Source organism: Leifsonia araucanica, assembly GCF_051161895.1.
GTDB lineage: Bacteria > Actinomycetota > Actinomycetes > Actinomycetales > Microbacteriaceae > Leifsonia.
Window position 1 is genome coordinate 1,634,872 of record NZ_JBMBTW010000002.1, and the last position, 25,755, is coordinate 1,660,626.

The 25,755-nt window shown below is 71.2% G+C and carries 26 protein-coding genes; 13 read left to right on the forward strand and 13 right to left on the reverse strand.

Annotated features, from left to right (window positions below; translation table 11 throughout):
• Positions 1 to 4: 4 nt before the first annotated feature.
• From ACN6M5_RS07840 to pdhA, 4 genes are all read right to left on the reverse strand, one after another.
• On the reverse strand, positions 5 to 130 hold the full coding sequence (locus ACN6M5_RS07840) for a hypothetical protein (RefSeq protein WP_281727766.1): 126 nt from the start codon (positions 128 to 130) through the stop codon (positions 5 to 7).
• A gap of 83 nt (positions 131 to 213) precedes the next feature.
• Entirely contained in the window at positions 214 to 1,554 is a 1,341-nt protein-coding gene (locus tag ACN6M5_RS07845; RefSeq protein ID WP_434949173.1) for a dihydrolipoamide acetyltransferase family protein, read from the reverse strand.
• Positions 1,551 to 2,579 (reverse strand): alpha-ketoacid dehydrogenase subunit beta, encoded by a 1,029-nt coding sequence (locus tag ACN6M5_RS07850; protein ID WP_434949175.1) that lies wholly within the window; start codon positions 2,577 to 2,579, stop codon positions 1,551 to 1,553. The genes ACN6M5_RS07845 and ACN6M5_RS07850 overlap by 4 nt, the downstream gene beginning before the upstream one ends.
• Positions 2,576 to 3,685 (reverse strand): pyruvate dehydrogenase (acetyl-transferring) E1 component subunit alpha, encoded by a 1,110-nt coding sequence (gene pdhA / locus ACN6M5_RS07855; protein ID WP_434949176.1) that lies wholly within the window; start codon positions 3,683 to 3,685, stop codon positions 2,576 to 2,578. Before pdhA ends, ACN6M5_RS07850 begins: the two co-directional genes overlap by 4 nt.
• A gap of 128 nt (positions 3,686 to 3,813) precedes the next feature.
• On the opposite strand from pdhA, the gene ACN6M5_RS07860 reads away from it, so the two are divergent.
• Complete coding sequence (locus ACN6M5_RS07860; RefSeq protein ID WP_085371283.1) at positions 3,814 to 4,242, forward strand: Lrp/AsnC family transcriptional regulator; 429 nt, start codon at positions 3,814 to 3,816, stop codon at positions 4,240 to 4,242.
• A gap of 29 nt (positions 4,243 to 4,271) precedes the next feature.
• On the opposite strand, the gene ACN6M5_RS07865 is transcribed toward ACN6M5_RS07860, so the two are convergent.
• Entirely contained in the window at positions 4,272 to 4,670 is a 399-nt protein-coding gene (locus ACN6M5_RS07865) for a PaaI family thioesterase (protein ID WP_168689907.1), read from the reverse strand.
• A 126-nt stretch (positions 4,671 to 4,796) separates the two neighbouring features.
• On the opposite strand from ACN6M5_RS07865, the gene ACN6M5_RS07870 reads away from it, so the two are divergent.
• From ACN6M5_RS07870 to paaZ, 4 genes are read left to right on the forward strand one after another with little or no spacing between them, the layout of a single operon-like run.
• The gene (locus ACN6M5_RS07870) at positions 4,797 to 5,981 is read left to right on the forward strand and encodes a thiolase family protein (protein ID WP_434949177.1); all 1,185 of its coding nucleotides are present in this window, start codon (positions 4,797 to 4,799) and stop codon (positions 5,979 to 5,981) included.
• Positions 5,978 to 6,724, forward strand: coding sequence for an enoyl-CoA hydratase/isomerase family protein (locus ACN6M5_RS07875; RefSeq protein WP_434949179.1), 747 nt, complete (start codon positions 5,978 to 5,980; stop codon positions 6,722 to 6,724). The genes ACN6M5_RS07870 and ACN6M5_RS07875 overlap by 4 nt, the downstream gene beginning before the upstream one ends.
• On the forward strand, positions 6,721 to 7,692 hold the full coding sequence (locus ACN6M5_RS07880) for a 3-hydroxyacyl-CoA dehydrogenase family protein (RefSeq protein WP_434949180.1): 972 nt from the start codon (positions 6,721 to 6,723) through the stop codon (positions 7,690 to 7,692). The genes ACN6M5_RS07875 and ACN6M5_RS07880 overlap by 4 nt, the downstream gene beginning before the upstream one ends.
• On the forward strand, positions 7,689 to 9,758 hold the full coding sequence (gene paaZ, locus ACN6M5_RS07885; protein WP_434949181.1) for a phenylacetic acid degradation bifunctional protein PaaZ: 2,070 nt from the start codon (positions 7,689 to 7,691) through the stop codon (positions 9,756 to 9,758). The genes ACN6M5_RS07880 and paaZ overlap by 4 nt, the downstream gene beginning before the upstream one ends.
• Positions 9,759 to 10,007: 249 nt before the next feature.
• On the opposite strand, the gene ACN6M5_RS07890 is transcribed toward paaZ, so the two are convergent.
• From ACN6M5_RS07890 to paaI, 3 genes are all read right to left on the reverse strand, one after another.
• Entirely contained in the window at positions 10,008 to 10,604 is a 597-nt protein-coding gene (locus ACN6M5_RS07890) for a TetR/AcrR family transcriptional regulator (RefSeq protein WP_085371277.1), read from the reverse strand.
• A 65-nt stretch (positions 10,605 to 10,669) separates the two neighbouring features.
• A complete protein-coding gene (gene paaK, locus ACN6M5_RS07895; protein WP_434949182.1) occupies positions 10,670 to 11,995 on the reverse strand; it encodes a phenylacetate--CoA ligase PaaK in 1,326 nt (441 codons plus the stop codon).
• 57 nt (positions 11,996 to 12,052) lie between these two features.
• Complete coding sequence (gene paaI / locus ACN6M5_RS07900) at positions 12,053 to 12,454, reverse strand: hydroxyphenylacetyl-CoA thioesterase PaaI (protein WP_434949183.1); 402 nt, start codon at positions 12,452 to 12,454, stop codon at positions 12,053 to 12,055.
• Positions 12,455 to 12,551: 97 nt separating this feature from the next.
• On the opposite strand from paaI, the gene paaA reads away from it, so the two are divergent.
• The 7 genes from paaA to ACN6M5_RS07935 all read left to right on the forward strand — a co-directional run bounded on the left by paaA (position 12,552) and on the right by ACN6M5_RS07935 (position 18,547).
• Positions 12,552 to 13,514 (forward strand): 1,2-phenylacetyl-CoA epoxidase subunit PaaA, encoded by a 963-nt coding sequence (gene paaA / locus ACN6M5_RS07905; protein WP_085371274.1) that lies wholly within the window; start codon positions 12,552 to 12,554, stop codon positions 13,512 to 13,514.
• Positions 13,514 to 13,828, forward strand: a complete 315-nt coding sequence (paaB, locus tag ACN6M5_RS07910) for a 1,2-phenylacetyl-CoA epoxidase subunit PaaB (protein ID WP_434949184.1) — start codon at positions 13,514 to 13,516, stop codon at positions 13,826 to 13,828. The genes paaA and paaB overlap by 1 nt, the downstream gene beginning before the upstream one ends.
• Complete coding sequence (gene paaC, locus ACN6M5_RS07915; protein WP_434949185.1) at positions 13,825 to 14,649, forward strand: 1,2-phenylacetyl-CoA epoxidase subunit PaaC; 825 nt, start codon at positions 13,825 to 13,827, stop codon at positions 14,647 to 14,649. Before paaB ends, paaC begins: the two co-directional genes overlap by 4 nt.
• Positions 14,646 to 15,143 (forward strand): 1,2-phenylacetyl-CoA epoxidase subunit PaaD, encoded by a 498-nt coding sequence (gene paaD, locus ACN6M5_RS07920; RefSeq protein WP_434949186.1) that lies wholly within the window; start codon positions 14,646 to 14,648, stop codon positions 15,141 to 15,143. The genes paaC and paaD overlap by 4 nt, the downstream gene beginning before the upstream one ends.
• Positions 15,143 to 16,231, forward strand: coding sequence for a 1,2-phenylacetyl-CoA epoxidase subunit PaaE (gene paaE, locus ACN6M5_RS07925; protein WP_434949187.1), 1,089 nt, complete (start codon positions 15,143 to 15,145; stop codon positions 16,229 to 16,231). Before paaD ends, paaE begins: the two co-directional genes overlap by 1 nt.
• A gap of 21 nt (positions 16,232 to 16,252) precedes the next feature.
• Positions 16,253 to 17,023: an enoyl-CoA hydratase/isomerase family protein gene (locus tag ACN6M5_RS07930; protein WP_434949189.1), complete on the forward strand. Its 771-nt coding sequence runs from the start codon at positions 16,253 to 16,255 to the stop codon at positions 17,021 to 17,023.
• Positions 17,024 to 17,158: 135 nt separating this feature from the next.
• The gene (locus tag ACN6M5_RS07935) at positions 17,159 to 18,547 is read left to right on the forward strand and encodes an LLM class flavin-dependent oxidoreductase (protein ID WP_434949190.1); all 1,389 of its coding nucleotides are present in this window, start codon (positions 17,159 to 17,161) and stop codon (positions 18,545 to 18,547) included.
• 505 nt (positions 18,548 to 19,052) lie between these two features.
• Here ACN6M5_RS07935 and ACN6M5_RS07940 read toward each other — a convergent pair.
• From ACN6M5_RS07940 to ACN6M5_RS07955, 4 genes are all read right to left on the reverse strand, one after another.
• Positions 19,053 to 20,288, reverse strand: a complete 1,236-nt coding sequence (locus ACN6M5_RS07940) for an MFS transporter (RefSeq protein WP_218775188.1) — start codon at positions 20,286 to 20,288, stop codon at positions 19,053 to 19,055.
• Entirely contained in the window at positions 20,285 to 20,947 is a 663-nt protein-coding gene (locus ACN6M5_RS07945) for a GntR family transcriptional regulator (RefSeq protein ID WP_434949191.1), read from the reverse strand. Before ACN6M5_RS07945 ends, ACN6M5_RS07940 begins: the two co-directional genes overlap by 4 nt.
• Positions 20,948 to 21,011: 64 nt before the next feature.
• Positions 21,012 to 22,352: a maltokinase N-terminal cap-like domain-containing protein gene (locus tag ACN6M5_RS07950; protein WP_434949192.1), complete on the reverse strand. Its 1,341-nt coding sequence runs from the start codon at positions 22,350 to 22,352 to the stop codon at positions 21,012 to 21,014.
• Between the two features lie 66 nt (positions 22,353 to 22,418).
• A complete protein-coding gene (locus tag ACN6M5_RS07955) occupies positions 22,419 to 23,894 on the reverse strand; it encodes a M23 family metallopeptidase (protein ID WP_434952351.1) in 1,476 nt (491 codons plus the stop codon).
• A gap of 139 nt (positions 23,895 to 24,033) precedes the next feature.
• Here ACN6M5_RS07955 and lepB point away from each other — a divergent pair, with 139 nt between their 5' ends.
• Positions 24,034 to 24,768, forward strand: a complete 735-nt coding sequence (gene lepB, locus ACN6M5_RS07960; RefSeq protein ID WP_085371440.1) for a signal peptidase I — start codon at positions 24,034 to 24,036, stop codon at positions 24,766 to 24,768.
• Positions 24,769 to 24,781: 13 nt separating this feature from the next.
• On the opposite strand, the gene ACN6M5_RS07965 is transcribed toward lepB, so the two are convergent.
• On the reverse strand, positions 24,782 to 25,723 hold the full coding sequence (locus tag ACN6M5_RS07965) for a siderophore-interacting protein (RefSeq protein WP_434949193.1): 942 nt from the start codon (positions 25,721 to 25,723) through the stop codon (positions 24,782 to 24,784).
• Positions 25,724 to 25,755 lie beyond the last annotated feature (32 nt).

The window sequence follows — 25,755 nt, forward strand, 5'->3', positions numbered from 1 at the left end:
GGGGTCAGGGGGCGGGCGCGTCGCCGTCCGCGGGGGTCGGGTGCGGCAGCCAGGGGATGTTCTCCTCCGGCGCCACCTCCTTCTCGATGGAGAGGTCGTAGTCGTCGTCTTCCGGCTTCTTGTCGGTCATGGCGACAGCGTACGCCCGGTCGGCCGGGGGCCGAAGGGGTGGGTGCGGCTCGGGCGGGCGAGGCGTTCAGGCGGGCGGGGTGCTCAGGCGGGCGGGGCGTCGGCGAGCAGGGCGAGCGGGGACTCCATCGCGTCCGCGATGTCGCGCAGCAGCCCGGCCGCCACTCCCCCGTCGGTGACCCGGTGGTCGAAGACCAGCGAGAGCTGGGCGATGCGGCGGGGCACGACGGCGCCGTCGACCACCCACGGACGCTCGATCATCCGGCCGATGCCGATGATCGCGACCTCCGGGTGGTTGATGATCGCCGCGCTGCCGTCGACACCGAGGCTGCCGTAGTTGTTGATGGTGAAGGTGGAGCCTGTCAGTTCCGCAGGGGCGAGCGAGCCGGCGCGGGCGTCGCGGGTGAGCCTGTCGAACGCGCCGTCGAGCTCGCGGATGGTCATTCTGTCCGCGCGACGGACCACCGGGACCACCAGCCCGCGCGGAGAGTCGACGGCGAAGCCGAGGTTCACGCCGTCGAAGGTGTCGATCCCTGCGCCGTCGGCGGTGACCCGTCCGGCCAGCTCGGGACGCCGGGCGAGCGCCGCGAGCGTGAACCGGGCGACGAACGACAGGAGGGACGGGGTTCGGTCGCCGAAGCGCAGCCGGCGCCGCGCGTCCCAGAGCTCGGTGGCGTCCACGTCGACCCACACGGTCGCCTCGGGGATCTCGGACCTGCTGCGGGTCATGTTCGCGGCGACAGTGCGGCGGAACAGCGAGAACGGGGTGGATGCGCGGAGCGCGAGGCCCGTGCGCTGGTCGACGGTGGGTGCCGCGGTGGCGGGTGCGACGGTGGCAGGCGCTGCGGTGGCCGGTGCGGTGTCCACGGGAGGGGTCGCCGCGAACGCCGCCTCCACGTCGCGGCGGGTGATCACGCCGCCCTCGCCCGTCGGGCGCACCGTGGACAGGTCGATCCCGTGCGTGCGTGCGAGCGTGCGAACGACCGGCGAGATGACCGCCACCGGCCCGGACCTGGACGGCGTCAGCGTGGACGACGGCATGGTCGTGCGGCGCACCCTGCGGTGGCCGGAGTGGCGCAGCTCGGTGGTGCCGTAGCCGACGAGGACGTTTCCGGAGCCTCCGGTGGACCCACCCATGGATCCTCCTGTGGCCTCCGGGTCGGGCGCGGGAACCGCATCCGGTTGCTGCTCCGTGACCTCGATCAGCGGGGCTCCGACGGCGAGCGCCTCCCCCTCCTCCCCGTGCAGCGCGGCGACGACGCCCCCGAACGGCGACGGCACCTCCACGACCGACTTGGCCGTCTCCACCTCGGCGATCGGCTGGTCGACGGCGACCGCGTCTCCGACGGCGACGAGCCAGCGGACCAGCTCGGCCTCCGTGAGTCCTTCACCGAGGTCGGGGAGGCGGAAGACCTGGGCGCTCATGCGTCCTCCCACTGCAGGTCGTCGACGGCGTCGAGGATGCGGTCGACCCCCGGCAGGTAGAACTTCTCGAGTTTCGGCGGGGCGAACGGTGTGTCGAAACCGGTCACCCGGCGCACGGGAGCTTCGAGCACGTGGAAGCAGCGCTCCGAGACGCGGGCGGCGATCTCGCTGGCCATGCTGGCGAAGCCGGGCGCCTCCGCGATCACCACGGCGCGACCCGTGGACCGTACGGCGGCGCACACGGTCTCGTCGTCGAACGGCACCAGGCTGCGCAGGTCGACCACCTGCAGACTGCGGCCCTCCTCCTCCGCCGCCTCGGCTGCGGCGAGCGCGACCGGCACGCTCGGGCCATATGCGATGAGCGTCGCGTCCGTGCCCTCCCTGGCGATGCGCGCGGAGCCCAGCTGCGGGAGCGGCGCCGTGACGTCGACCTCGCCCGTCGACCAGTACAGCTTCTTCGGTTCGAGGAACACCACCGGGTCCGGCGAGGCGATGGATGCGCGCAGCAGGCCGTACGCATCCTGCGCGTTGGCCGGCGACACCACCGTGAGCCCCGGCGTGTGGGCGTAGTACGACTCCGACGAGTCCGAGTGGTGCTCGACGCCGCCGATGCCGCCCGCGTACGGGATGCGGATCACCATCGGCAGCCGCACGGCCCCCTTGGTGCGGTTTCCCATCTTGGCGACGTGATCGACGATCTGCTCGAACGCCGGGTACGCGAACGCGTCGAACTGCATCTCGACCACCGGCCGCATCCCGTTCATGGCCATGCCGACGGCGGTGCCGACGATGCCGGCCTCCGCGAGAGGGGTGTCGAAGCAGCGGGTCTCGCCGAAGCGGGCCGCGAGGCCGTCGGTGATGCGGAAGACGCCGCCGAGTACGCCGACGTCCTCGCCGAAGACGAGGACTGCCGGGTCGGCGTCGAGGGCGTCGGCGAGCGCGCGGTTGATGGCCTGAGCCATCGACATCGTGGTCGTGGCCGGAGCCGTGCCGTGGTCGGCCGGGGCGTCGTGCATGAGCGTCATCGGGCTGCCTCCTGGTCTGCGTTTCCTGCCTGCTGGCGAGCGAGCTCGTCGGCCAGCTGCGCGGCCTGCTCCTTCAGTTGCGGGGTCTGCGTGGCGTAGACGTGGGCGAACAGGTCCTCCGGATGCGGTTCGGCCTCCGCGTTGATCGCCTGGCGCAGGTCGCTGGCGACCCGCTCCGCGTGGGCCTGCAGCTCGACCTCGTCTCCGTCGCTCAGCGCATCCATCGCCCGCAGCCAGGTGCGCACCCGCGCCAGCGGATCGCGGGCGAGCCACGGGGTCACCTCGTCGTCGCTGCGGTAGCGGGTGGCGTCGTCGGCGTTGGTGTGCGACTGGATGCGGTAGGTCAGCGCCTCCACGAGCGTCGGGCCTCCGCCGTCCCGGGCCTCGTCGACGGCTTCGCCGAGCACGGCGAGCAGGGCGGCGAGGTCGTTGCCGTCGACCTGGCGGCCGCGCATCCCGTAGCCGACGCCCTTGTGCGCGATGCTCGGCGCAGCGGTCTGCCTGCTGAGCGGCACGGAGATGGCGTAGCCGTTGTTCTGCACGAGGAAGACGACGGGCAGATGGAAGACGGCGGCGAAGTTCAGAGCCTCGTGGAAGTCGCCCTCGCTGGTCGCGCCGTCCCCGCAGATGGCGAGGACGACCGTGTCCTCCCCGCGCATCCTGGCCGCGTGCGCGAAGCCGACGGCGTGCAGCAGCTGGGTGGCGAGCGGGGTGGCCTGCGGGGCGACGTTGTGCTCGTGCGGGTCGTAGCCGGAGTGCCAGTCTCCGCGCAGCAGCAGGAACGCGTCGAACGGGTCGACGCCTCGCGTGATGACCGCGACAGTGTCACGGTAGGTGGGGAACAGCCAGTCCTGGTCGCCGAGCACCATCGCCGCCGCGACCTCGCAGGCCTCCTGGCCGTGCGACGACGGGTAGACGGCCAGGCGGCCCTGGCGCACCAGAGCGTTGGCCTGGTCGTTGATCCGGCGGCCGATGACCAGCTTGCGATAGCCGTCGAGCATCCGCTCGGTGGACGGGGTGGGGTACTGGTCGTCCTCGTGGGACGAACCATCCTGATCGATCAGCCGCACCGGGGTGGCGCGCGGCAGCAGGTCGTCGGCGTGCATCCGTTCTCCTTTGAAAGACGTCGCTGTCTCTCAGAATGACTCGGCTGGATTCGCTGCGCCAGATGTCCGCCGTTTTCGAGACGAACGGGTGCGGATGGGCGATGTGCGTGTCAAACTGTCTGACAGACATGGACGACATCGACACCCGCATCCTCGACGCGCTCCGCGCCGACGGCCGCGCCTCCATCACCGCGGTCGCCGAGGCGGCGCACGTCTCCCGCGCGAACGCGTACACCCGGCTCTCGCGGCTGATCGAAGACGGCGTGATCACCGGGTTCACGGCGAAGGTCGACCCCCGGCTCTCCGGGCGGGCGTCGTCGGCGTACGTGACGATGCGGGTGGAGCAGGCGTCGTGGCACGAACTGCGGGACACCCTGCGCGCCATCCCGGAGGTGGAGCACTTCGCCCTGGTCGGCGGGGACTTCGACGTGATCCTGCTCGTGCGGGCGCGCGACAACGAAGACCTGCGCAGGGTGGTGCTGGAGGAGCTGCCGGCAATCCCGTCCGTGCGGGATACGAAAACCTCGCTGGTGTTCGAGGACCACGACCTGCGCTGAGGGCGCTGCCGGGCCTGCTGTCGGGGCCGCTACTCGGGCTTGTCCAGGATCAGGTTGGTGATCCTCGCGGTGCAGAGGCGGTTGCCGTCCTCGTCGGTGACGACGATCTCGTGGGAGGCGACCGTGCGGCCCAGCCGGATGGCCGTGGCGACGCCGGTGACCAGGCCGCTGCGGGCCGAGCGATGGTGGGTGGCGTTGATGTCGACGCCCACAGCGGTGCGTCCTGGACCCGCGTGGATGACGGCCGCCCAGGAGCCGAGTGCCTCGGCGAAGGCGACGGACGCCCCGCCATGCAGCAGCCCGAACGACTGGCGGTTGCCCTCCACTGGCATCGTGGCGACCACGCGCTCCGCCGACTGCTCCAGGATGCGGACGCCCATCTTCTCGTCCAGTTCGCCGAGGTGGATGGTCCAGTCGCCGTCGCTCATGCGCCACAGCATACCGGCGGAGTTGTGGTGAGCGGCCGCGTCTGAAAAGATTACTTCCTGAACGTTCGGTCGGTAATTCTGGCCGACGTCGCTCGATGGCGAACGACAGGAAGACGGGGCAGCACGATGACCGAGGCCTACCTGGTCGGCGGAGTCCGCACGGCGGTCGGACGGTACGGCGGAGCCCTCAGCGGCGTGCGCCCAGACGACCTGGCCGCTCTCGTCGTCGCCGAGGCGGTGCGGCGCGCGGGCGTCGACCCGCAGACCATCGACGAGGTGATCCTCGGCGCGGCCAACCAGGCGGGAGAGGACAACCGCAACGTCGCCCGCATGGCCGCGTTGCTCGGCGGGCTGCCGGATGCGGTGCCGGGCGTCACGGTGAACCGGCTCTGCGCATCCGGGCTCTCGGCGGTCACGATGGCGGCGCAAGCGGTCCGGGCGGGCGACGCGGACATCGTGGTCGCCGGCGGTGTCGAGTCGATGACGAGGGCGCCGTGGGTGCAGGGCAAGCCGGAACGCGCGTTCGCCAAGCCGGGCCCCCAGTTCGACACCTCCATCGGCTGGCGGTTCACCAACCCGCGCTTCCTCGAACGGGACAAGGCGACGTACTCGATGCCGGAGACGGCGGAGGAGGTGGCCCGCATCGACGGCATCAGCAGGGAGGACGCCGACGCGTTCGCGCTGCGCAGCCACCAGCGCGCGGCAGCGGCGACGGACGCCGGACGGTTCGCCGACGAGATCGTGCCGGTGCAGACGCCCCGCGGCTCCGTCACGGCCGACGAGAGCATCCGGCGCGACACGACTCTGGATGCGCTGGCCGGGCTCCGTCCGGTGGTGGCAGGCGGCAGCGTGGTCACCGCCGGCAACGCGTCGCCGCTCAACGACGGAGCGTCCGCGATCGTCGTGGCGAGCGCTGACGCCGTCGCCCGTTACGGGCTCACGCCGCGGGCGCGCGTGGTCGTCGGCACGAGCGTCGGCGTCGCTCCGGAGATCATGGGGCTCGGACCGGTGCCCGCCGTGAACAAGGCGCTCGAACGCTCCGGCCTGGAGCTCGGGCAGCTGGGCAGCATCGAGCTGAACGAGGCGTTCGCGAGCCAGGCGCTCGCGTGCATCCGGCGGCTTGGGCTCGACGAAGACCGCGTCAACGCCGACGGCGGGGCCATCGCACTCGGCCACGCGCTGGGTTCCAGCGGCTCGCGGCTGCTGGTGACGCTGCTCGGCCGGATGGAACGGGAAGGCTCGCAGTACGGGCTCGCCACGATGTGCGTGGGCGTCGGGCAGGGTGCGGCGATGATCGTGGAGGCAGCATGAACGGGATGCGCACCCTCCTGGTCGAGGAGGCGGACGACCGCGTCGTCGTACGTCTGAACCGGCCGGAGACCAGGAACGCGATCGACCAGCGGATGGTCGACGACCTGCACGAGGTGTGCGCCGCCCTGGAGGCGGAGCCGCGCATCCTGATCGTGACCGGCGGAGACGGCGTGTTCGCGTCCGGCGCAGACATCGCCGAGCTGCGCGAGCGCACGGCCGCCGACGCGCGCCTCCTCATCAACGCCACAGTGTTCGGCAGGATCGCCGCGCTGCCGCTGCCCGTGATCGCCGCGCTCGACGGCTATGCGCTCGGCGGAGGGGCGGAGCTGGCGTACGCGGCCGACTTCCGCATCGGCACTCCCCGGCTGCGCATCGGCAACCCGGAGACCGGACTCGGCATCATCGCAGCAGCCGGTGCGCTCTGGCGGCTGGCCGAGCTGGTCGGCGAACCGCTGGCGAAGGAGATCGTGCTGGCGGGGCGCATCCTGAACGGCGAGGAGGCGCTGGCCGCGCGGCTCGTCACCGAACTGCACGAACCGGATGCGCTGCTCCCCGCCGCGCACGCGCTCGCCGACCGAATCGCCGCCAACGACCGGCTGGCGACGCGCTACACCAAGGCGGTGTTCCACGCGCCGCGCTCCGAGCATCCGGCTGCGGAGGCGGACGCGCAGGCGGTGCTGTTCGAGTCGCCGGAGAAGCTGCGGCGGATGACGGCGTTCCTGGAGCGAAGGCGGCGCGCATGAGCGACGTGGCTGAGCAGGTGAGGGTTCGTGAGCAGGTGAGGGTGCCCGACCGGGTCGGCGTGCTCGGCGGAGGGCGGATGGGCGCGGGGATCGCGCATGCGTTCCTGCTGGCAGGGGCGACCGTGACGGTGGTCGAGCGCGACGGCGAGGCGGCCGACGCTGCGCGGGCGCGCATCCAGAGTGCCGTCGAGGCATCGGTGCAGCGTGGCACGACCGCGCTCGGCGCCGACGACCTGGAGGCACGGCTCGAGACCGCGACCGACGTGGGCGGCTTCGCCGCCTGCGGTCTGGTGATCGAGGCGGTGCCGGAGGACCGGTCGCTCAAAGCGGACGCGCTCCTCCGGGCGGAGAGCGCCTTGGCCGACAGCGCCGTGCTCGCCAGCAACACGTCGTCCATCTCCATCGACGAGCTGGCCGCCGACCTCCGCTCCCCCGGCCGCTTCCTCGGGATGCACTTCTTCAACCCGGTCCCCGCGTCTGCGCTCGTCGAGGTGGTCACCGGCGCCGCGACGCTGCCCGAGGTGGTCGCGGCGGCCCAAGGCTGGGTCTCCGCGATCGGCAAGACGCCGATCACCGTCGCGGACGCCCCCGGCTTCGCCTCGTCGCGCCTCGGCGTCGCGCTCGGGCTGGAGGCGATCCGGATGCTCGAAGACGGCGTCGCGAGCGCCGACGACATCGACGCGGCGATGGTCCTCGGCTACAAGCATCCGGTCGGGCCGCTGCGGCTGACCGACCTGGTCGGCCTGGATGTGCGGCTCGGCATCGCCGAGTACCTGCACGAACACCTCGGCCCGCGCTTCGAGCCCCCGGCACTGCTGCGCACGATGGTCGCGGAGGGGCGGCTCGGGCGGAAGTCCGGGCGCGGCTTCTACGACTGGCCGGATGCGCAGGGTGCGCCCGCCAGCGCCGCACCGGCCACCACAGCCACACCGACCACCACCCCAGCCACACCGGAGGTTCACCGATGAGCCAGCACGACATCATGCCCAGCTACGTGATGGGCGGGTGGTGGACGCCGGCCGAGGCGGACGCCGCCGACGCCGCGGAGGTGCGCGACGCATCCACTGGCGAGCTCGTCGCCCGGGTGAGCACCGCCGGGCTCGACCTGGCCGGAGTGCTCGAGTACGCCCGCACCGTCGGGCAGGCGTCGCTCGGCGAGCTCACCTTCCATCAGCGGGCGGTGCTGCTCAAGCAGTTCGCCCAGGCGCTGACCGCGAGGAAGGACGAACTGTACGCACTGTCGAGCAGGGCCGGCGCGACGAAGACAGACTCCTGGATCGACATCGACGGTGGCATCGGCGTGCTGTTCACCTTCTCGTCGAAGGGACGCCGCGAGCTGCCGAACGGTCAGGTCTACCTGGACGGTCCCGTCGAGTCGCTCTCGGCGGACGGGTCGTTCCTCGCCAGACACATCTACACCCGGCTGCCGGGCGTCGCCGTGCAGATCAACGCGTTCAACTTCCCGGTCTGGGGTGCGCTGGAGAAGTTCGCGCCCGCGTTCCTCGCCGGGGTGCCGACCGTCGTGAAGCCCGCGACGCCGACCGGCTACGTCGCCGAGGCGATGGTGCGCATCCTGGACGAGACCGGGCTGCTGCCCGCCGGTTCGCTGCAGTTGGTGTCCGGCGGCGTCCCCGACCTGTTCGAGCACCTGCGGCTCGGCGACATCGTCGCGTTCACCGGATCGGCCTCGACCGCGGAGAAGCTGCGGGCGCACGACTCCGTGCAGACCGGAGGGGTGCGCTTCACGAGCGAGACGGACTCGATCAACGCGTCGGTGCTCGGCGCGGACGCCGGGGCGGGCACGCCGGAGTTCGACGCGTACGTGAAGCAGCTGGTGACCGAGCTGACGGCGAAATCGGGCCAGAAGTGCACCGCGATCCGCCGGGCCATCGTGCCGGCCGCGGCGGTCGGCGACCTGGTGGATGCTGTGCGGGACCGCATCCGGCAGCGGGTGGTGATCGGAGACCCGCGCGCGGACGGCGTGACGATGGGGCCGCTCGCGTCGCTCGCGCAGCGGGACGAGGTGCTGCGCCAGGTGCACAGGCTGGTCGACGCGGGCGGCGAGATCGTCGTGGGCGACCTCGCGACCCCCGACGTGCTGCGTGCGGACGGCACGACAGGACCGGCGGACGACGGCGCGTTCGTCGCGCCCCTCCTGCTCCGCTTCGCCGACCCCGACGTGGATGCGGTGCACACGGTCGAGGCGTTCGGCCCTGTCGCGAGCATCCTGAGCTACGACAGCACGGAGGATGCCGTGCGCCTGGTCGCGCGCGGCGGAGGCTCGCTCGTCACCAGCGTCGCGACCCACGATCCGGCCATCGCGCGCGAGCTGGTGGGCGGGATCGCCGCCTCCAACGGCCGCGTGCTGCTGCTCGACCGCGACGATGCGCGCACCTCCACCGGCCACGGCTCCCCAATGCCGCACCTCGTGCACGGCGGACCGGGCCGGGCAGGAGGCGGCGAGGAGCTGGGCGGCATCCGGGCGGTGCTGCACCACATGCAGCGCACCGCGATCCAGGGCACCCCCGAGCTGCTGACCGCGGTGACCGGTGTGTGGCACCAGGGGGCGACGGCGAGCGCAGAGGGGGTACACCCGTTCCGCAAGGCGCTGTCGACCCTGACCATCGGCGACCAGGTGGAGTCGAAGAGCCGCAGGGTGACGCTCGACGACATCGAGACGTTCGCGACGTTCACGGGCGACACCTTCTACGCGCACATGGACGAGGAGGCTGCGGCCGCGAACCCGTTCTTCCCCGGCAGGGTGGCCCACGGCTACCTGCTCGTGTCCTGGGCGGCGGGGCTGTTCGTCGACCCGGCGCCCGGACCGGTGCTCGCGAACTACGGTCTGGAGAACCTGCGCTTCCTCACGCCGGTGGTGCCGGGCGACAGCATCCGGGTGACGCTGACAGCCAAGCAGATCACCCCGCGCGAGACCGACGAATACGGCGAGGTGCGCTGGGACGCTGTCATCCACAACCAGCACGACGAGACGGTGGCGACGTACGACGTGCTGACGCTGGTGGCGAAGGAGTAGCCGGCGCTCCGAGCGGAGTTCCGCCGCGCCACGCCGCACTCACCTCCGCTCATGCGGAGATCCCGCGCGATCCGGCCCGCATCTCCGCAGCAGCGGAGACTCCGCGCCACCAGCACCTCCCGCAGTACGCCGCCCGAAACTCCGCTTGAACGGAACCGCGACGGGATGCGTCGCTCGAACTCCGCTAGAGCGGAACGTTCGGCGGCGTGGCGCGGCGGAACTCCGCTGGAACGGAGCGCGGAGGCGCGGCTACGGCACGCGGAGGCCGTCGAGGGCGACGGTCAGCACGTCGGCGGCGAGCTGCTCGGCGTCTTCCGGGCCGCCGGGGCGGTACCACTCGGCGATCGAGTTGATCATGCCGAAGAGGAGGCGGGAGACGATGCCGGGGTCGAGGTCGGCGCGCAGCGAACCCTCGTCGCGGGCCTCGACCACGAGAGCCGCGACCGCCCTGTCGAAGGCGCGGCGGCGGGACAGTGCCGCCCGCTCCACCTCGGTGTTGCCGCGCACGCGCAGCAGCAGTGTCACATACGGCAGCTTGTCGACGAGCACGCGCACAGCGCCACGCAGCACGTGCGCGAGACGGTCGGCGGCAGGGCCGGTGGTCGCGCCGCTCTCCGCGAGCACGCCCTCCAGGCTGTCGAGGGCCTCTCCGAGGGCCAGCTCCAGCAGTTCGTCCTTGGACGAGACGTGGTGGTAGATGGCCGACTTGGACAGGCCGAGACGTTCGGCGAGCATCCCGATGGAGGTGGCGTCGTAGCCGTGCTCGTTGAACGCCGCGACGGAGACCTCGAGGATGCCGCGCTGGTCGTAGCCGGGGCGGCCCCGTCGGATCTCGGTCTCAGTCATGACTCCCCAGTCTGGCACGCGACGCCCACGCCGGATGCCGGCACGCGACGCTCACGCCGCGACGCCTACCGCAGGTCGTACAGCCGCTTCTGCTTGCCAGCGCTCGGCTCCAGCGTGCCCGGTTCCTCGCGCGCGACGTTCACGGTCACGCCCACCCTCTCCTTCACCCGCTGCACGAGCAGCGCGCAGGCCCGGTCCGCCGCATCCGGACTCGCGCCAGAACGGGACTCGATGCGCACGGTCAGCACATCCAGGGACGCCGGCCGGGTGAGTTCGAGGACGAAGTGCGGGGAGAGGTCGTCGATGCCGAGCACCAGCTCCTCGATCTGGGTCGGGAACAGGTTCACCCCGCGCAGGATGATCATGTCGTCGTCGCGGCCCGTCACCTTCTCCATCCGGCGCATTCCGGGCCTCGCGGTGCCGGGGAGCAGCCGGGTGAGGTCGCGGGTGCGGTAGCGCAGCACGGGGAAGGCCTCCTTGGTGAGGCTGGTGAAGACCAGCTCGCCCGGGCTGCCGTCCTGCAACACGGCGCCGGACTCCTGGTCGACCACCTCCGGCAGGAAATGGTCCTCCCAGATGTGCGGGCCGTCCTTGGTCTCCAGGCACTCGCTGCCGACGCCCGGACCCATCACCTCGCTGAGGCCGTAGATGTCGAGGGCGTCGATGCCGAGCCGTTCCTCCAGTTCGAGGCGCATGGCGTTGGTCCACGGCTCGGCACCGAGCACCGCTGCGCGCAGGCTGGTGGTGCGCGGGTCGATCCCGGCCTCCACCATCGCGTCTGCGATCGTGAGCAGGTAGCTGGGGGTGCAGAGGATCACATCCGGTTCGAAGTCCTGGATGAGCTGCACCTGCTTGGCGGTCTGGCCTCCCGACATCGGGATGACCGTCGCGCCCAGCTTCTCGATGCCCGCGTGCGCGCCGAGGCCGCCGGTGAACAGGCCGTACCCGTACGCATTGTGCACGCGCATCCCGGGCCGGACGCCCGCGGCCCGCAGCGAGCGCGCGACGAGCGACGCCCAGCGGTCGAGGTCGCCGGCGGTGTAGCCGACGACCGTCGGGCGTCCCGTCGTACCGGAGGAACAGTGGATGCGCGCGATCCGCTCCGTGGGCACGGCGAACATCCCGAACGGGTACGTCTGCCGCAGGTCCTCCTTGGTGGTGAACGGGAGCAGCGCCACGTCGTCGAGGCTGCGGATGTCGGCGGGGCGGACGCCGGCCGCATCCAGTTTGGCGGTGTAGAGCGGCACGTTCTCGTATGCGTGGCGCACCGTCCACTGCAGCCGTTCGAGCTGCAGGGCGCGGAGGGCGTCGCGGTCGAGGCGTTCCTCCTGGTCGAGTTCGTCGGCCGCCGGTGGGCGGAAGGCCGGCATGGTCGGTGTCGTCGTCGACATCGGGACCTCCGTGGTGCTTCAGGTGGATGGGTGGTGCGTGGTGGTGCTGGGCCGGCGTCAGGCCGTGCGCGTGGTCGTGTGGCTGCGGCCGCGGAACTCCGCGACGGGTCGGCCGTCGTCGTCGGTCACGGTCACGTCGTAGACGCCGGTGCGTCCGCTGCGTGCCCGCACGCGTGCCGTCGCGGTGAGGGTCTGCCCGGATGTGGTCGGCGCGAGGAAGACGATGTCTGCCCCGGCGGCGAGCGTGATCCGCTCGTCCTCGTTGCAGGCGATGGCGAACGCCGTGTCGGCGAGCGCGAAGACGAAGCCGCCATGCGTGACGTCGAAGCCGTTCAGCATGTCGTCGCGGACGAGCATCCTGACCGTGGCCGCGCCGGGTTCCGATTGAACCACGACCATGCCGAGTGCCCGGGATGCGCGGTCGCGCGCCATCATCGCTTCGGCGGGCGCCTGCGTCATTCCGACCTCCTCGTCGCCGGTCCTGCGGTGTTTGCCGGACCGTGAACCAGACTATATACTAACCGAACGATCAGTTAGTAATTCGGAAGGGTCGACGATGACCATCACGGCAGAGCCGCTCCCCCAGGAGAGCACACCGGAAGAGGCCCGCTTCGCCGAGCTCCTCGACACCGACTCGCGGGTCGAGCCGCGCGACTGGATGCCGGAGGCATACCGCAAGACCCTCATCCGGCAGATGTCGCAGCACGCGCACTCCGAGATCATCGGGATGCAGCCGGAAGCCAACTGGATCAGCCGCGCCCCGAGCCTCAAGCGCAAGGCCATCCTGATGGCCAAGGTGCAGGACGAGGCCGGTCACGGCCTCTACCTCTACTCCGCCACCCAGACGCTCGGCATCACCCGCGACGAGATGACGGAGCAGCTCATCGCCGGCAAGGCGCGATACTCGTCGATCTTCAACTACCCCACACTCAGCTGGGCGGACATGGGCGCGATCGGCTGGCTCGTCGACGGCGCAGCGATCTGCAACCAGGTGCCGCTGTGCCGGGCGTCCTACGCCCCGTACGGCCGGGCGATGGTCCGCATCTGCAAAGAGGAGTCGTTCCACCAGCGGCAGGGCTTCGAGATCCTGCTCACGCTGATGCGCGGAACGGAGGCGCAGCGGCAGATGGCCCAGGATGCGGTGAACCGCTGGTACTGGCCGTCGCTGATGATGTTCGGGCCGCCGGACGACGACTCGCCCAACTCGGCCAGGTCGATGGCGTGGAAGATCAAGCGGTTCTCCAACGACGAGCTGCGCCAGCGGTTCGTCGGGATGCTCGTGCCCCAGGCCGAGGTGCTCGGCGTCACGCTGCCCGACCCCGACCTGCGCTGGAACGAGGAGCGCCAGGCATACGACCTGGGCGAGATCGACTGGACGGAGTTCCAGGAGGTGCTGGCCGGGCGCGGCCCGTGCAACGCCCAGCGGATGCAGCGCAGGCGCGAGGCGCACGAGGACGGACGCTGGGTGCGCGAGGCTGCTGCCGCGTACGCCGCCAAGCAGTCCGGACAGGCGGCATGATGCCCGCCCAGGGAATCCCGGACGCCGGGCACGCCGAGGTGTGGCCGCTCTGGGAGGTGTTCGTGCGGTCGAGCCGCGGCCTCAGCCACGTGCACGTCGGGTCGCTGCACGCCCCGGACGAGACGATGGCCGTGCGCAACGCCCGCGACCTGTACACGCGCCGCAGCGAAGGGGTCTCGATCTGGGTGGTGCCGTCCGACGCGATCACCGCCAGCGACCCGGATGCGAAGGGCGCGTTCTTCGAGTCGCCCGCCGGGAAGAACTACCGGCACGCCACCTACTACACCGAGAGCGAGGGGGTGAAGCACCTGTGAGCGAACCCGAGCTGGAGCACGGCCACGTCGAGCTCTCCGCCGTCACCCTCGACAGCGAGTTCATCGCGGGCGACGAGGTCGCGACCCCCGACGTGGCCGAGTACGCCCTGCGGCTCGGCGACGACTCCCTCGTGCTCGCCCAGCGGCTCGGCGGCTGGATCTCCCGTGCCCCCGAGCTGGAGGAGGACGTCGCCCTCGGCAACATCGCCCTCGACCTGCTCGGGCACGCCCGATCCCTCCTGCGCTACGCGGGCACGGCATCCGGCCGGTCGGAGGACGACCTCGCATACTGGCGCGACGAGCACGAGTTCCGCTCCGCGCACCTGATGGAGCAGCCGAACGGCGACTTCGCACACACCATCGTGCGGCAGTTCGCTGTGGCGCACTATCTGTTCGAGCTGTACGCGCGGCTGCGGGCATCGTCCGACCCCGTGCTCGCCGCCATCGCGGCGAAGGCCGTGAAAGAGGTGGACTACCACCGCGACCACGCCGACCAGTGGATGCTCCGCCTCGCGCTCGGCACCGACGAGTCGCGCCGCCGCACCGTCACCGCCCTGTCCGACCTGTGGCCGAACGTCGACGAGCTCTTCACCGACGACGAGCTGTTCGACCGGCTGGAGGACGTGGCGCCGCGACCGTCGTCGCTGCGGCCGGCGTTCGACGGGAGCATCCGGCCGGTTCTCGACGAGACCGGCCTCGAACCGCCGGCCGTGTTCTCCGCCTCGGGCGGCGGCAGACACGGACGGCACTCCGAATACCTGGGACCGCTGCTCGCCGAGATGCAGGTGCTCGCCAGGCAGTTCCCCGGGGCCACCTGGTGAGCGGCCACTTCGCCGACGCGCACCAGGCCTGGGCCGTCGCCGCCTCCGTCGTCGATCCCGAGGTTCCCGTGCTCACGATCGACGACCTGGGGGTGCTGCGCGAGGTCACCGTCACCGACGACGGCGTGAACGTGGTCGTCACCCCGACGTACAGCGGCTGCCCGGCGATGGAGACCATCCGCGCCGACGTCGTGCGGGCGCTCAGCGCGGCGGGCTTCGGCCCCGTCACCGTGCGCCTCGCCCTCTCCCCTGCGTGGACCACCGACTGGATCAGCGACAAGGGCAAGGCGGCGCTGGCCGCGTTCGGCATCGCGCCGCCGACCGGGGCCGCACCGGCGGTGGACGGTCCGGTGCGCATCCGGATGGCCGTGAAGTGCCCGAACTGCCAGTCGCTCGACACCCGCGAGGTCTCGCACTTCGGCTCGACCTCGTGCAAGGCGCTGTACGAGTGCTCCGCGTGCGGGGAGCCGTTCGACTACTTCAAGGTGCTGTGATGGCGCGCGCCCGTTTCCACACGCTCGCCGTCGCGGACGTGCGGCCGCTCACCGCGGCCAGCGTCGAGGTGACGTTCGCGGTGCCGGACGAGCTCCGCGGCGAATACGACTACCAGCCGGGGCAGCACGTCGCCCTGCGCGCCACCGTCTCCGGCCGCGAACTGCGCCGCAGCTATTCGATCTGCCGCCCTCCGACAGCCGGGAGCATCAGCGTCGCGATCAAGCACGACCTGGGCGGGGCGTTTTCCACCTGGGCGACCAGCGAGCTGAAGGCGGGAGACCGGATCGACGTGATGAGCCCGCAGGGCACCTTCACCACCGACCTCGCCGCACTGGACGGGAAGCACATCGTCGGGATCGCGGCCGGTTCGGGCATCACGCCGCTGATGGCGCTCGCGCACAGCATCCTGTCGGCGTCGGAGACCTCGCAGTTCACGCTCGTCTACACGAACAGGACGGCGATCGACGTCATGTTCCTCGAAGAGCTGGCCGACCTGAAAGACCGGTTCCCCTCCCGGCTCGCGCTGCACCACGTGCTCTCCCGCGAGCAGCGTTCCGCTCCTCTTCTCTCCGGTCGCATCGACGACGACCGGTTCCGCAGGATGCTCGACGTGCTCATCCCGCCCGCGACCGTCGACGAGTGGTTCCTGTGCGGTCCGTTCGAGCTGGTGCAGCTGTGCCGGGATGTGCTCGAATCGGTCGGCGTCGACCGCTCGCACATCCGGTTCGAGCTGTTCACCACCGGGGAGCCGACGCAGGTCACCGGCGACGCCGGGCATCCGGTGATCGCGCGCGACGGCGACAAGACGGTGCAGATCGAGTTCACGCTGGACGGCCAGACCTCCACGGTGGACACCCCGGTGGACGCGAACGAGTCCGTGCTCAACGCCGCGCTGCGGGTGCGACCGGATGTGCCGTTCGCGTGCGCAGGCGGGGTCTGCGGAACCTGCCGGGCCCGGCTGGTCAGCGGGGACGTGCGGATGACGGAGAACTACGCGCTGGAGCCGGAAGAGCTGGAGCGCGGATACGTTCTCACCTGCCAGTCGCATCCACTCACCGACCGCGTGGTGGTCGACTATGACGGATAGCACCGCGCGGAGGGAGCGCCGATGATCGACCTCACCATCACGGACAGCATCGCCAGGATCACGCTGAACGCCCCGGAGAAGCTGAACGCGCTCGACGAGACGGGCCTGCGCGAGCTCTCCGCCGCATACGGCGAGGCCGAGGCGGCCGGCGTGCGCGCCCTCGTGCTCACCGGCGCGGGGCGCGCGTTCTGCGCGGGGCGCGACATCGCCGGCGTGCATGCGGCGACCGACGACGTGAGCGGATACCTCGACGGCCTGGTCACGCCGCTGCTGCGCCGGATGAGCGCCTTCCCGGCGCCGACCTTCGCCGCTGCGCAGGGCGCATCCCTCGGCGTCGGGCTCGGCCTGCTGCTGGCGACCGACGTGGTCTACGTTGCGGAGGACGCCAAGATCGGCTCGCCGTTCGCCGCGCTCGGCGCGCTGCTCGACTCGGGAGGGCACTCGCTCTTCGTGACGCGGCTGGGGCCGCACAAGGCCCTCGACCTCATCTACACCGGGCGGCTGATGAGCGGGACGGAGGCGGTGGCGTCCGGCCTGTTCAGCAGGGCACTCCCCGCCGACGAGCTGCAGGCCGCCGTGTCCGCTGCTGCCGAGACGGCGGCATCCGGAGCGACGGCGGCGCTGCTGGCCAGCAAACGGATCGTGGCGGCCATCCGGGACGGCGAGCTGGCGCTGTGGGATGCGGTCGCCGCGGAGAACCGCGCGCAGGCCGAACTGCGCGACACGGCCGACTACCGCGAGGGGTTCGCGGCGTTCCAGCAGAAGCGCCGGCCGCAGTTCCGCGGGGAGTGACACGCGGGGTGACGCGCGGGGTGACCCGCGGCGCGTGACGCGCGGGGTGACGCTGTCGCATCCCGTCGCCCGCCGTTCGTTACGTCACGTTGCGGCGCACGTGCATCCCGGGCCGTCGTCGCGCATTCTGGCTTCATGACCCGTCAGATCCGATTCAACGCCTTCGACATGAACTGCGTCGCCCACCAGTCCTCCGGCATGTGGCGACACCCGGACGACCAGGCCTGGCGGTACAAGGACCTCGCGTACTGGACCGAGCTGGCCAAGCTGCTGGAGCGCGGCGCGTTCGACGGCATCTTCATCGCGGACGTGCTCGGCACATACGACGTCTACGGCGGCTCCAACGAGGCGGCCATCCGGCACGGCGCACAGGTGCCCGTGAACGACCCCATCCTGCTGGTGTCGGCGATGGCGCTCGTCACCGAGCACCTCGGATTCGGGATCACGGCCGGAACGGCGTACGAGCACCCGTATCCGTTCGCGCGCCGCATGTCGACGCTCGACCATCTGACCAACGGACGCGTCGGCTGGAACGTCGTCACCGGCTACCTGCCCTCCGCCGCCCGCAACATGGGCCACGACGACCAGCTGCAGCACGACGACCGCTACGACCAGGCCGACGAGTACCTCGAAGTGCTCTACAAGCTGTGGGAAGGCTCGTGGGAGGACGACGCCGTGATCCGCGACCGCGAATCCGGGGTGTTCACCGACCCGTCGAAGGTGCACGAGATCGGCCACCAGGGCAAGCACTTCACGGTGCCGGGCATCCACCTGTCCGAGCCGAGCACCCAGCGCACGCCGGTGATCTACCAGGCGGGCGCCTCCAAGCGCGGCATCTCGTTCGCGGCGGAGAACGCGGAGGCGATCTTCGTGGCAGCCTCCACCAAGGAGGGGCTGAAGGAGACGGTCGCCAAGCTGCGGGATGCGCTCGAAGCCGCCGGCAGGGACCGGTACGCCGCACGCATCTACACCCTCCTCACGATCATCACCGACGAGACCGACGAGAAGGCGCAGGCGAAGTTCGAGGACTACCTGCAGTACACGAGCGACGAGGGCGCGCTGGTGTTCATGTCCGGCTGGATGGGCGTCGACCTGTCCCAGTACGACCTGGACGAGCCCATCGGCAACGTCAAGAGCAACGCCATCCAGTCCGCCGTCGCCAACTTCCAGCGCCCGAACGCCGACGGCGGTGAGTGGACGGTGCGCGACATCGGCCGCAACGGCGTCATCGGCGGGCTCGGCCCGTTCATCGTCGGCGGGGCCGTGAGCATCGCCGACCAGCTGCAGGAGTGGGTCGACGAGACGGACGTGGACGGGTTCAACCTCGCGTATGCGATCACGCCCGGCACGTTCGAGGACATCGTCGAGTTCGTCATCCCGGAGCTGCGGAAGCGCGGTGCATACCCGGAGGAGTACGTGGAGGGCAGCCTGCGCCACAAGCTGCACGGCGCGGGCGACCGGCTGCCGGAGAACCACCGCGGCGCCCGATACCGCATCGGCGCCACGGCGGCCGCGCAGCAGTAGAATCCCCTGTCTGTCTACCGCTCGACGGCAGACGGACGGACAATCACCGCAAGGCGGCACAGGGCTTCAATGCGCCGACCCCACGTGGCGCCGGACGCGCGGGTAACGCTCCGGCGCCGCGGCGTGTGCGGCGGGGCCGCGCGGCGCTGCTGGGCGGTGCGTCCGCGCGCCTGAGGCCCCCTCTCCCGCTCACCCGGTCACCCACCCCACTCGGCGCAGACTCCGCTCTTGCGGAGTCTCCGAGCAGTTCGGCCGATAACTCCTGTCGTGCGGAGTTCCGGGCGGCGTGTCCTGGAGGAACTCCGGCTTTACGCGCCGCCAGCTCGTGCGCGTCGGCGCTGCCATAACACCGGAAAGTTGGGGCGACACGCCGCCGGGAACTCCGTTCGAACGGATGAAGCGGGCGCGAGCCGCAGGAACTCCGTTCGAACGGATGAAGCAGGCGCGAGCCGCAGGAACTCCGCGTGAACGGAGGACGTGCGCGAGTGGGGGGCGGCCGCGCGGGTCAGGAGCCGATGGCCGGGGTGGGCGCCGTCGGCGGGTGCGGCAGGTGCTTCGTGTACGAGGCGAGCAGCAGTAGGGCCGAGAGGGCGGCCAGCACGACGAGGGCGATGAACAGGCCGATCGTGCTGAGCGGCGGGGTGAGCGCCGCCATGATCGTCGGCACCAGGAAGCCGGCGTACGCAACGGCGTAAAACATCCCGGTCAGCCCGGCGAGGTCGCGGGGCGTCGCGATGCGCTGCACCTCCAGCAGCCCGGACACCAGGGCGACGCCCATGCCGGCGCCGAGCACCACGCTCGCCGCGGCGCCCAGCCACAGCGATCCCCACGCGACGGCGCCGGTGAGCACCACCAGTCCCGCCGCGATGATGACGAGCGCCGCCACCAGGCCGCGCGCGCTGGAGACGGAGTGCAGCCGCTTCGCGATCGGCTGCACCAGCGAGGCGACGCCGAGCGCCACCACGGTCAGCACGGTCGCGTATCCGAGGCCCCACTCGCCGGTCTGCTTCGCCAGCAGCACGGGGAGGTAACCGTATGCCAGGGCGGCGGCCGCGAAGATCCACGGCGCAGCGACGATCACCACACGGCGGAACCGCTTGTGCCCTGCGCCCGGGATGCGCAGCTGCGCCACGAGCGGACCGCGCTCACCGCCGGTGGTCGCGGTCTCCGGTGCGCGCAGCACCAGCCACGCGAACGGCAGGGTCAACAGGATGTGCACGGCGAACGGCAGCTCCTCGCCGAGCGTGGTGAACTGGGCGATCCCTCCGGCGACGAGGGCGCCGGTGGCCGAGCCCAGGGTGAAGGCGAGGGAGGAGCGTCGTGCGCCTGCCGCCGCATCCACCCCCGGCTCGAAGCGCGGAGAGGACACCTCCTTCATCCAGCTGGTGCCCACCGCCATCGCGATGCCGACGGTGATGCCGGAGAGCAAACGGCCGATGTAGATCGGCACGGGTCCGAACGTGCCGAGCGCGAGGCTCGCGCTCGCGAGCACGGCGGTGAGCACGCCCACGAGCATGAGCGGCCGTCTGCCGTGCCGGTCGGAGAGCGGCCCCGCGATGAGCAGGGCAGGCGCGAGACCGAGCACGTACACGCCGAGGAACATGTTGACGGTCAGCTCGGAGTAGTGCTGGACGTCCTTGTACATCAGCAGCAGCGGGCTGAACTGGTTGCCGCACCAGGAGCAGAAGAACATCAGCGCGAACACGATGCGCCACGGCGGCGTCTGTTTCGTGCGGCTCACAGCGCCCCCTGGTTCCTGGCGATGTGGGCGCGCAGCTGCTCGTCGAACGCGGCGGTGCCGCTGTTGCCGTCGCCGTCGCCATCGCCGTCATCGTTGCCGTCGCGCAGCGCGGCGAGCAGCGCCTCGTGGTCGGCGAGCGAGTCGGCGAGCGTGCCGGGCCGCACCCGGAACAGCTGGTGCCGGATGCGCTGCTGCCTGTCCCTGAGCATCCCGAAGAAGTGCACGGCCAGGTCGTTGCCCGACGCTTCCACGATCGCGGCGTGGAACCACTGGTCGGCCTCCACGAACCGCTCGACGTCGTCCGCGGCGATGGCGGCGCGCTGCTCGGCGAGCGCATCGTCGAGGGCCGTCAGTAGCGTCTCGTCGGGACCGCCCGCATCCAGGATGCGGCGTGCGGCTCCCGCCTCGATGACCTCGCGCAGGTCGAGCACGTTCTGCGCCTCCCTCGGCGGCATCGGCGTCACGACGGCGCCGCGCCGGGTCTCCAGCGTGAGCAGCCCCTCGGCGGCGAGACGCAGGAACGCCTCGTGCACCGGCGTGCGGCTGACGCCGAGCTCCGCGCCGACCTGGGCCTCGCTGAGGAGCGCGCCTCCCGGCGCCGTCCCGCTGAGGATGAGTCGTTTGGTGGTGGCGTACGCAAGCTCTGCCGCGGGGATCATGCCCCCAGTCTACGCGCTTGCATGCAAGCTTGCGTACAAGCTGTTCAGCTCACGCCAGCGCTGTTCAGCTCACGCGCGCCGAGAGCAGCCTGCGCACCGCGGCGAGCGGGATCGGCACCCACGACGGCCGGTGCCGTGCCTCGTACGTCACCTCGTACACCGCCTTGTCCAGCTCGAACGCGTCGAGCAGCTGCTGGTGTTCCGCCAGGGCCGGGCCGGCGACCGAGGCGTACCCGTCGAGGTACGCCTGCCGTGCCCTGGCCGCCCATGCGCTCACGTCGATCGGCGGCTCCCGCCTGGCCAGCGACCCGGCGACGTAGTCGAACGAGCGCAGCATTCCCGCCACATCCCGCATCGTCGCATCCGGGATCGCCCGCTCGGACAGGGGTCGCAGCGGCTCCCCCTCGAAGTCGATGAACTGCCAGCCGCGCTCCGGCGAATACAGCACCTGCCCGAGGTGCAGGTCGCCGTGGATACGCTGCAAAAGTGGATGCGGCTCCTCGGCGGCCACCTCGTACACCGCCGCGATCCCCGCCCGCAGCTCGGCCACCTCCGGCACTTCGCTGGACGTGATCGTGAGGCGCTGGAACATCCCGTCGAGGGCGAGCGCCACGTCGTCCCGGGTCGCGGTCTTCGTCGGGAGTGCCTGCGCGAGCGAGAGGTGCAGCTCGGCCGTGCCGGCTCCGAGCGCCCACGCGCGCTCGGCGAAGTCCTCTCCCCGCTCCGCCGCGCTCACCGCGAGCTCCCAGCCGTCCTCCGCTCCAGTGAGGAAGTCCTGCACGAGCGCCAGCTCACCGGATGCGCGGCCGGCGCCGGTGGGCGACGGCCAGCTGCCGGTCAGCCAGCCGAGCAGCGCCGGGGTGCGCAGCGAACCGCCGGCCGTCAGCGCGGCCAGGGTCGACACATCCGGGTTCTCGCCGTCCTGCACAACCCGGAACACCTTGATGAGCGCGAGCCTGCCACCCTCCAGCTCCCCCACGATCGACGTGTTGGACTGCTCGCCGGTGAGCTTGCGCGACGACCGGACCACGATGGGCGCTCCGAGCGTATGTCCGAGCGCGTCCGCGTCCCTGCCGTCGACGCCGAGCGCTCCGTCCATCAGCGCGACGAGGGCGGCGACGTACGCTTCGTCGTCCGGGCCGTCGTAGAGGTAGCGGCCACCCGCCTCGCCGATGAGCGCGGTGGGGTCGCCGTCCGCCCGCGGCCTGGCGACGACGGGCACCTGGTAGACACGCGGCGTGCGCGGCGCGTCGTCGGCGAAGAAGTGCGTGACGATGCGCACGTCATCGTCCGCGTGTCCGGTCTCGAAGGACGCCAGCAGCCGCAGGCGCGGTTCGACGCTCTTGGTCGAGTACCAGCGCTGGCGCCGCATCCATGACCCGACGAGCTCGGTGAGTTCGGTCATATTTGCACCGTACGCCCGAGGGACGGAAAACCGCGAGACCACCCTGGCAACACGGAGGAACGCGTTTCAGCGGGTGCCGAGCACCACGCCTCTGGCGGCCATGAATGGCATCGGGTCGATCTGCAGACCGTTCACCCGCACCTCGAAATGCAGGTGGCATCCAGTGGATGCTCCCGTGCTGCCGACGAGCGCGATCGGCTGCCCGGCCTGCACGGTCTCGCCCACGGTGACGCCGATCCCGCCGTCGACGATGTGACCGTACGCGGTGTCGACGCCGCCGCCGTGGTCGATCATCACGAAGTTCCCGTACGAGCCGTTCGGCCCGGCCGCCACGACGGTGCCCGCCGACGCCGCGACGATGGTGGATCCGCATCCGGCGCCGAGGTCGTCTCCCGGGTGGAACAGCGCGGTCCCGGCGGGGCGAGACGGGCGTGGGCCGAAGCCGTCGGTGAGCGGGCCGTGCACCGGGAGCACCCAGCCGGTGACGCCGACCGGGACGTTCACCAGGGCTTGCCAGCCGACCCCCGCCGCCTGCAGCGTCGGCATCGACGCGAGTGCGGACTCCGCGGTGTCGACCGCCGCCTGCGCGTCGGCGACCGCCTGCTCGCTGCCGTCGAGGTCGACGCCGTCCGCCGTCTGCTGCGCCTCGTCGGCCCTGTCGCGCAGGACGGCGGCCCGCTCGGCGTCGCGCTTCGCGACGGTCATCGCGGCCTCACGGTCGGCGGTGACCGACCGGAACCGGTCCACGGCGCCCAGCTTGTCGAGCAGGTTGCCCGGGCTGGCGAGCGCTGCGGTCAGCGGGTCCATCGTCAGCGACCGCGACCCTTGCGACCGGACGAGGGCGGTCGCGAACCCGGCGGACTGCTCGGCCTGCTGCTTCGCCGCCTTCGCCTGCGCGGCGAGCGCGTCAGCGGCGGCCACGGCCTGGTCCTTCTCGCGCTGGACGCCGCGCGACGCCTCTGTGGCGTCGGAGAGGGTCTGCTGGGCGGAAGCCAGATCGCTCGCGAGCTGGGCGGCCTGTTGAACCTGAGAATCGTCGAGGGTGACGCCGTTGTCGAAGACGGGGGACGGTTCGAGCGGGACCTGGTCGGTGGGAGCGGGGGTGGTCGGAGGCGGGGTGGGGGTCGGCGTGGGAGTCGGTGTCTTGGTGGGCGTGGGGGTTGGAGTCGGTGTTGGCGTGGGAGTCGGTGTCTGGGTGGGCGTGGGAGTCGAGGTCGGCGTGGGTGTTGGTGTTGGTGTTGGTGTCTCGGTCGGCTTCGGGGTGGGGGTGGGCGTGGGGCTCGTCGTCGAGTCGTCCGCGTCATCGTGGCCGGTGGAGGGGGTTGGCGATGGCGTCGGCGTCGGTGTGGAGGTCGAGCATCCGGTGTCGTCGGTGTCGCATCCCGCGGCGAAAGCCGTCTGCTGGGTGCCGAAGATCAGAGAGAGTGCGACGATGGCGACGGCGCCGATCCTGCCCGCACCCGCCTGGCCGCGGCCGCGATCACCGCGGCGCGGACGTTCGCGTCGTGACCACTGCTCAGCGTGTTTCGGAGCTTTTCGCATCGTCACGCGGGCGGCCGGTGGGACCGGCGCGCCCGTGACTGAATGCTCTCACCGGCGGACACCCAGCACAAGGGTCCCAAAGCGGGGTACCGGGGAGTCGGATGCAGCTCACAGGGTCGGCACGCTACGGTGAAAGATTGTGACCGAAAGCACCACAGCCACCCCGCGCCGAGGCGCTAAGAAGTCGACCTGGAAATCGCTCCTGCGCGATGTCGTGGTCATCTTCCTGGTGGCCGTGCTGGTGTCGTTCCTGGTCAAGACGTTCGTGGTCCGCTCGTTCTACATCCCGTCGGGTTCGATGGAGAACACGCTGCAGATCAACGACAGGATCATCGTCAACGAGTTCCAGCCGAAACTGTTCGGCCTGCAGCGCGGCGACGTCGTGGTGTTCAAGGATCCGGGCGGCTGGCTGCCTGCCCCGGCCCCCAGCACCGCCAACCCCCTGCAGAAGGGAGTCGGCGCTGTCCTCGACTTCGTCGGCCTCGGCGCCTCCGACAGCGACCAGCACCTGGTCAAGCGCGTCATCGGCCTGCCGGGCGACCACATCACCTGCTGCAACGCCCTCGGCCAGCTGAGCGTCAACGGCGTCCCACTGAAGGAGCCGTACGTGCTCCTCCCGGTCGGCGTCCAGGCGGTCTCCGCCAAGGCCTTCGACGTGACGGTCCCCGCCGGGAAGCTCTGGGTGATGGGCGACAACCGCTACGCCTCCGCAGACTCCCGCTACCACATGGACGACCCGGGCAAGGGCTTCGTCCCCCTCGACGACGTGGTCGGCCGCGCCTTCGTGGTCAGCTGGCCGGTCAGCCACTGGTCGTGGCTCAGCAACTACCCGGAGACGTTCGCGGGCACCGACAAGCAGAGCAGCGGGGGCTGAGGGCAGGCGGCGCCTACGACTCCGCTTTCCCCAGCCGCCAATACCCCATGAACGCGACGCGGCTTCTGTCGATGCCGCTGCCGGTCACCAGCATCCTGCGCAGGGTCTTCACGGTGGACGACTCCCCCGCGATCCAGGCGTAGAAGCCGCTCGGCGCCTGCTCGGGGCTCTCCCACAAGGTCTCGACGTCGATGTCGACGTCGTCGAGTCGCTGCTCGCGGGTGGCGGATGCGCCCTCGACCGTCTCCGGATGCGCGGCGAGCCAGTCCTGCACCGCCGGGATGAGGCGGCAGCCGTTGTCTCCGCCCGCGCGGTCGAGCCAGGTGACCGTGCACCCGGCCGGGTGGCTGAGCGCGAGGCTGTCGCGCGCATCCGGCACCTCTATGTATGCGTGGGCGCGGCGGCCGGCCGGGAGGGTTTCGAGGATCGCGGAGATCGCGGGGGCGGCGGTCTCGTCGCCGACCAGGAGCAGGTCGCTCGCGTCGCCGGGCCGCCAGTCGATGCCCGTGCCGCAGTGGATGCTGCGGGCGTCCGGTCCGACCACGATCACCTCGGCGCCCGGTGCCGCATCTGCAAGCCAGCGGGCGGCCGGGCCGCCGTCGCCGTGGGAGACGAAGTCGACGTCGAGGAGGCGTGCATCCTGGTCGATCGCGCGGACCGTGTACGTGCGGAACGGGTTGCGGAGGTGGTCGGGGAGGGAACGCCAGCGGTCGTACCAATCGCCGGCGAGCATCGCATCCTCGCTGTCGGCGCCGAGGTCGGAGAAGCTGCCGTCCGGCAGGGGAAAGACGATCTTGATGCGCTGGTCGAGGCAGTCCGTGCCGAACGTGTCGAAGGCGTCGGACGCGAAGGTGACGCGGACGAAGCTCGGGCTGAGCTGCCGCACACCGACGACGGTCGCGCGGTACGGGCGGTAGCCGGGTCGGTCGGTCTTCTCGAGTGCGAGCAACGGCACAGGGCGCCTTCCTGATCGGGTGGTCCGGACTT

Excerpts from the sequence above, each read along its gene's own strand:
- ACN6M5_RS07840 (WP_281727766.1), bottom strand. The coding sequence starts at position 130 with ATGACCGACAAGAAGCCGGAAGACGACGACTACGACCTCTCCATCGAG.
- ACN6M5_RS07845 (WP_434949173.1), bottom strand. The coding sequence starts at position 1,554 with ATGAGCGCCCAGGTCTTCCGCCTCCCCGACCTCGGTGAAGGACTCACG.
- ACN6M5_RS07850 (WP_434949175.1), bottom strand. The coding sequence starts at position 2,579 with ATGACGCTCATGCACGACGCCCCGGCCGACCACGGCACGGCTCCGGCC.
- pdhA (WP_434949176.1), bottom strand. The coding sequence starts at position 3,685 with ATGCACGCCGACGACCTGCTGCCGCGCGCCACCCCGGTGCGGCTGATC.
- ACN6M5_RS07860 (WP_085371283.1), top strand. The coding sequence starts at position 3,814 with ATGGACGACATCGACACCCGCATCCTCGACGCGCTCCGCGCCGACGGC.
- ACN6M5_RS07865 (WP_168689907.1), bottom strand. The coding sequence starts at position 4,670 with ATGAGCGACGGCGACTGGACCATCCACCTCGGCGAACTGGACGAGAAG.
- ACN6M5_RS07870 (WP_434949177.1), top strand. The coding sequence starts at position 4,797 with ATGACCGAGGCCTACCTGGTCGGCGGAGTCCGCACGGCGGTCGGACGG.
- ACN6M5_RS07875 (WP_434949179.1), top strand. The coding sequence starts at position 5,978 with ATGAACGGGATGCGCACCCTCCTGGTCGAGGAGGCGGACGACCGCGTC.
- ACN6M5_RS07880 (WP_434949180.1), top strand. The coding sequence starts at position 6,721 with ATGAGCGACGTGGCTGAGCAGGTGAGGGTTCGTGAGCAGGTGAGGGTG.
- paaZ (WP_434949181.1), top strand. The coding sequence starts at position 7,689 with ATGAGCCAGCACGACATCATGCCCAGCTACGTGATGGGCGGGTGGTGG.
- ACN6M5_RS07890 (WP_085371277.1), bottom strand. The coding sequence starts at position 10,604 with ATGACTGAGACCGAGATCCGACGGGGCCGCCCCGGCTACGACCAGCGC.
- paaK (WP_434949182.1), bottom strand. The coding sequence starts at position 11,995 with ATGTCGACGACGACACCGACCATGCCGGCCTTCCGCCCACCGGCGGCC.
- paaI (WP_434949183.1), bottom strand. The coding sequence starts at position 12,454 with ATGACGCAGGCGCCCGCCGAAGCGATGATGGCGCGCGACCGCGCATCC.
- paaA (WP_085371274.1), top strand. The coding sequence starts at position 12,552 with ATGACCATCACGGCAGAGCCGCTCCCCCAGGAGAGCACACCGGAAGAG.
- paaB (WP_434949184.1), top strand. The coding sequence starts at position 13,514 with ATGCCCGCCCAGGGAATCCCGGACGCCGGGCACGCCGAGGTGTGGCCG.
- paaE (WP_434949187.1), top strand. The coding sequence starts at position 15,143 with ATGGCGCGCGCCCGTTTCCACACGCTCGCCGTCGCGGACGTGCGGCCG.
- ACN6M5_RS07930 (WP_434949189.1), top strand. The coding sequence starts at position 16,253 with ATGATCGACCTCACCATCACGGACAGCATCGCCAGGATCACGCTGAAC.
- ACN6M5_RS07935 (WP_434949190.1), top strand. The coding sequence starts at position 17,159 with ATGACCCGTCAGATCCGATTCAACGCCTTCGACATGAACTGCGTCGCC.
- ACN6M5_RS07945 (WP_434949191.1), bottom strand. The coding sequence starts at position 20,947 with ATGATCCCCGCGGCAGAGCTTGCGTACGCCACCACCAAACGACTCATC.
- ACN6M5_RS07950 (WP_434949192.1), bottom strand. The coding sequence starts at position 22,352 with ATGACCGAACTCACCGAGCTCGTCGGGTCATGGATGCGGCGCCAGCGC.
- ACN6M5_RS07955 (WP_434952351.1), bottom strand. The coding sequence starts at position 23,894 with ATGCGAAAAGCTCCGAAACACGCTGAGCAGTGGTCACGACGCGAACGT.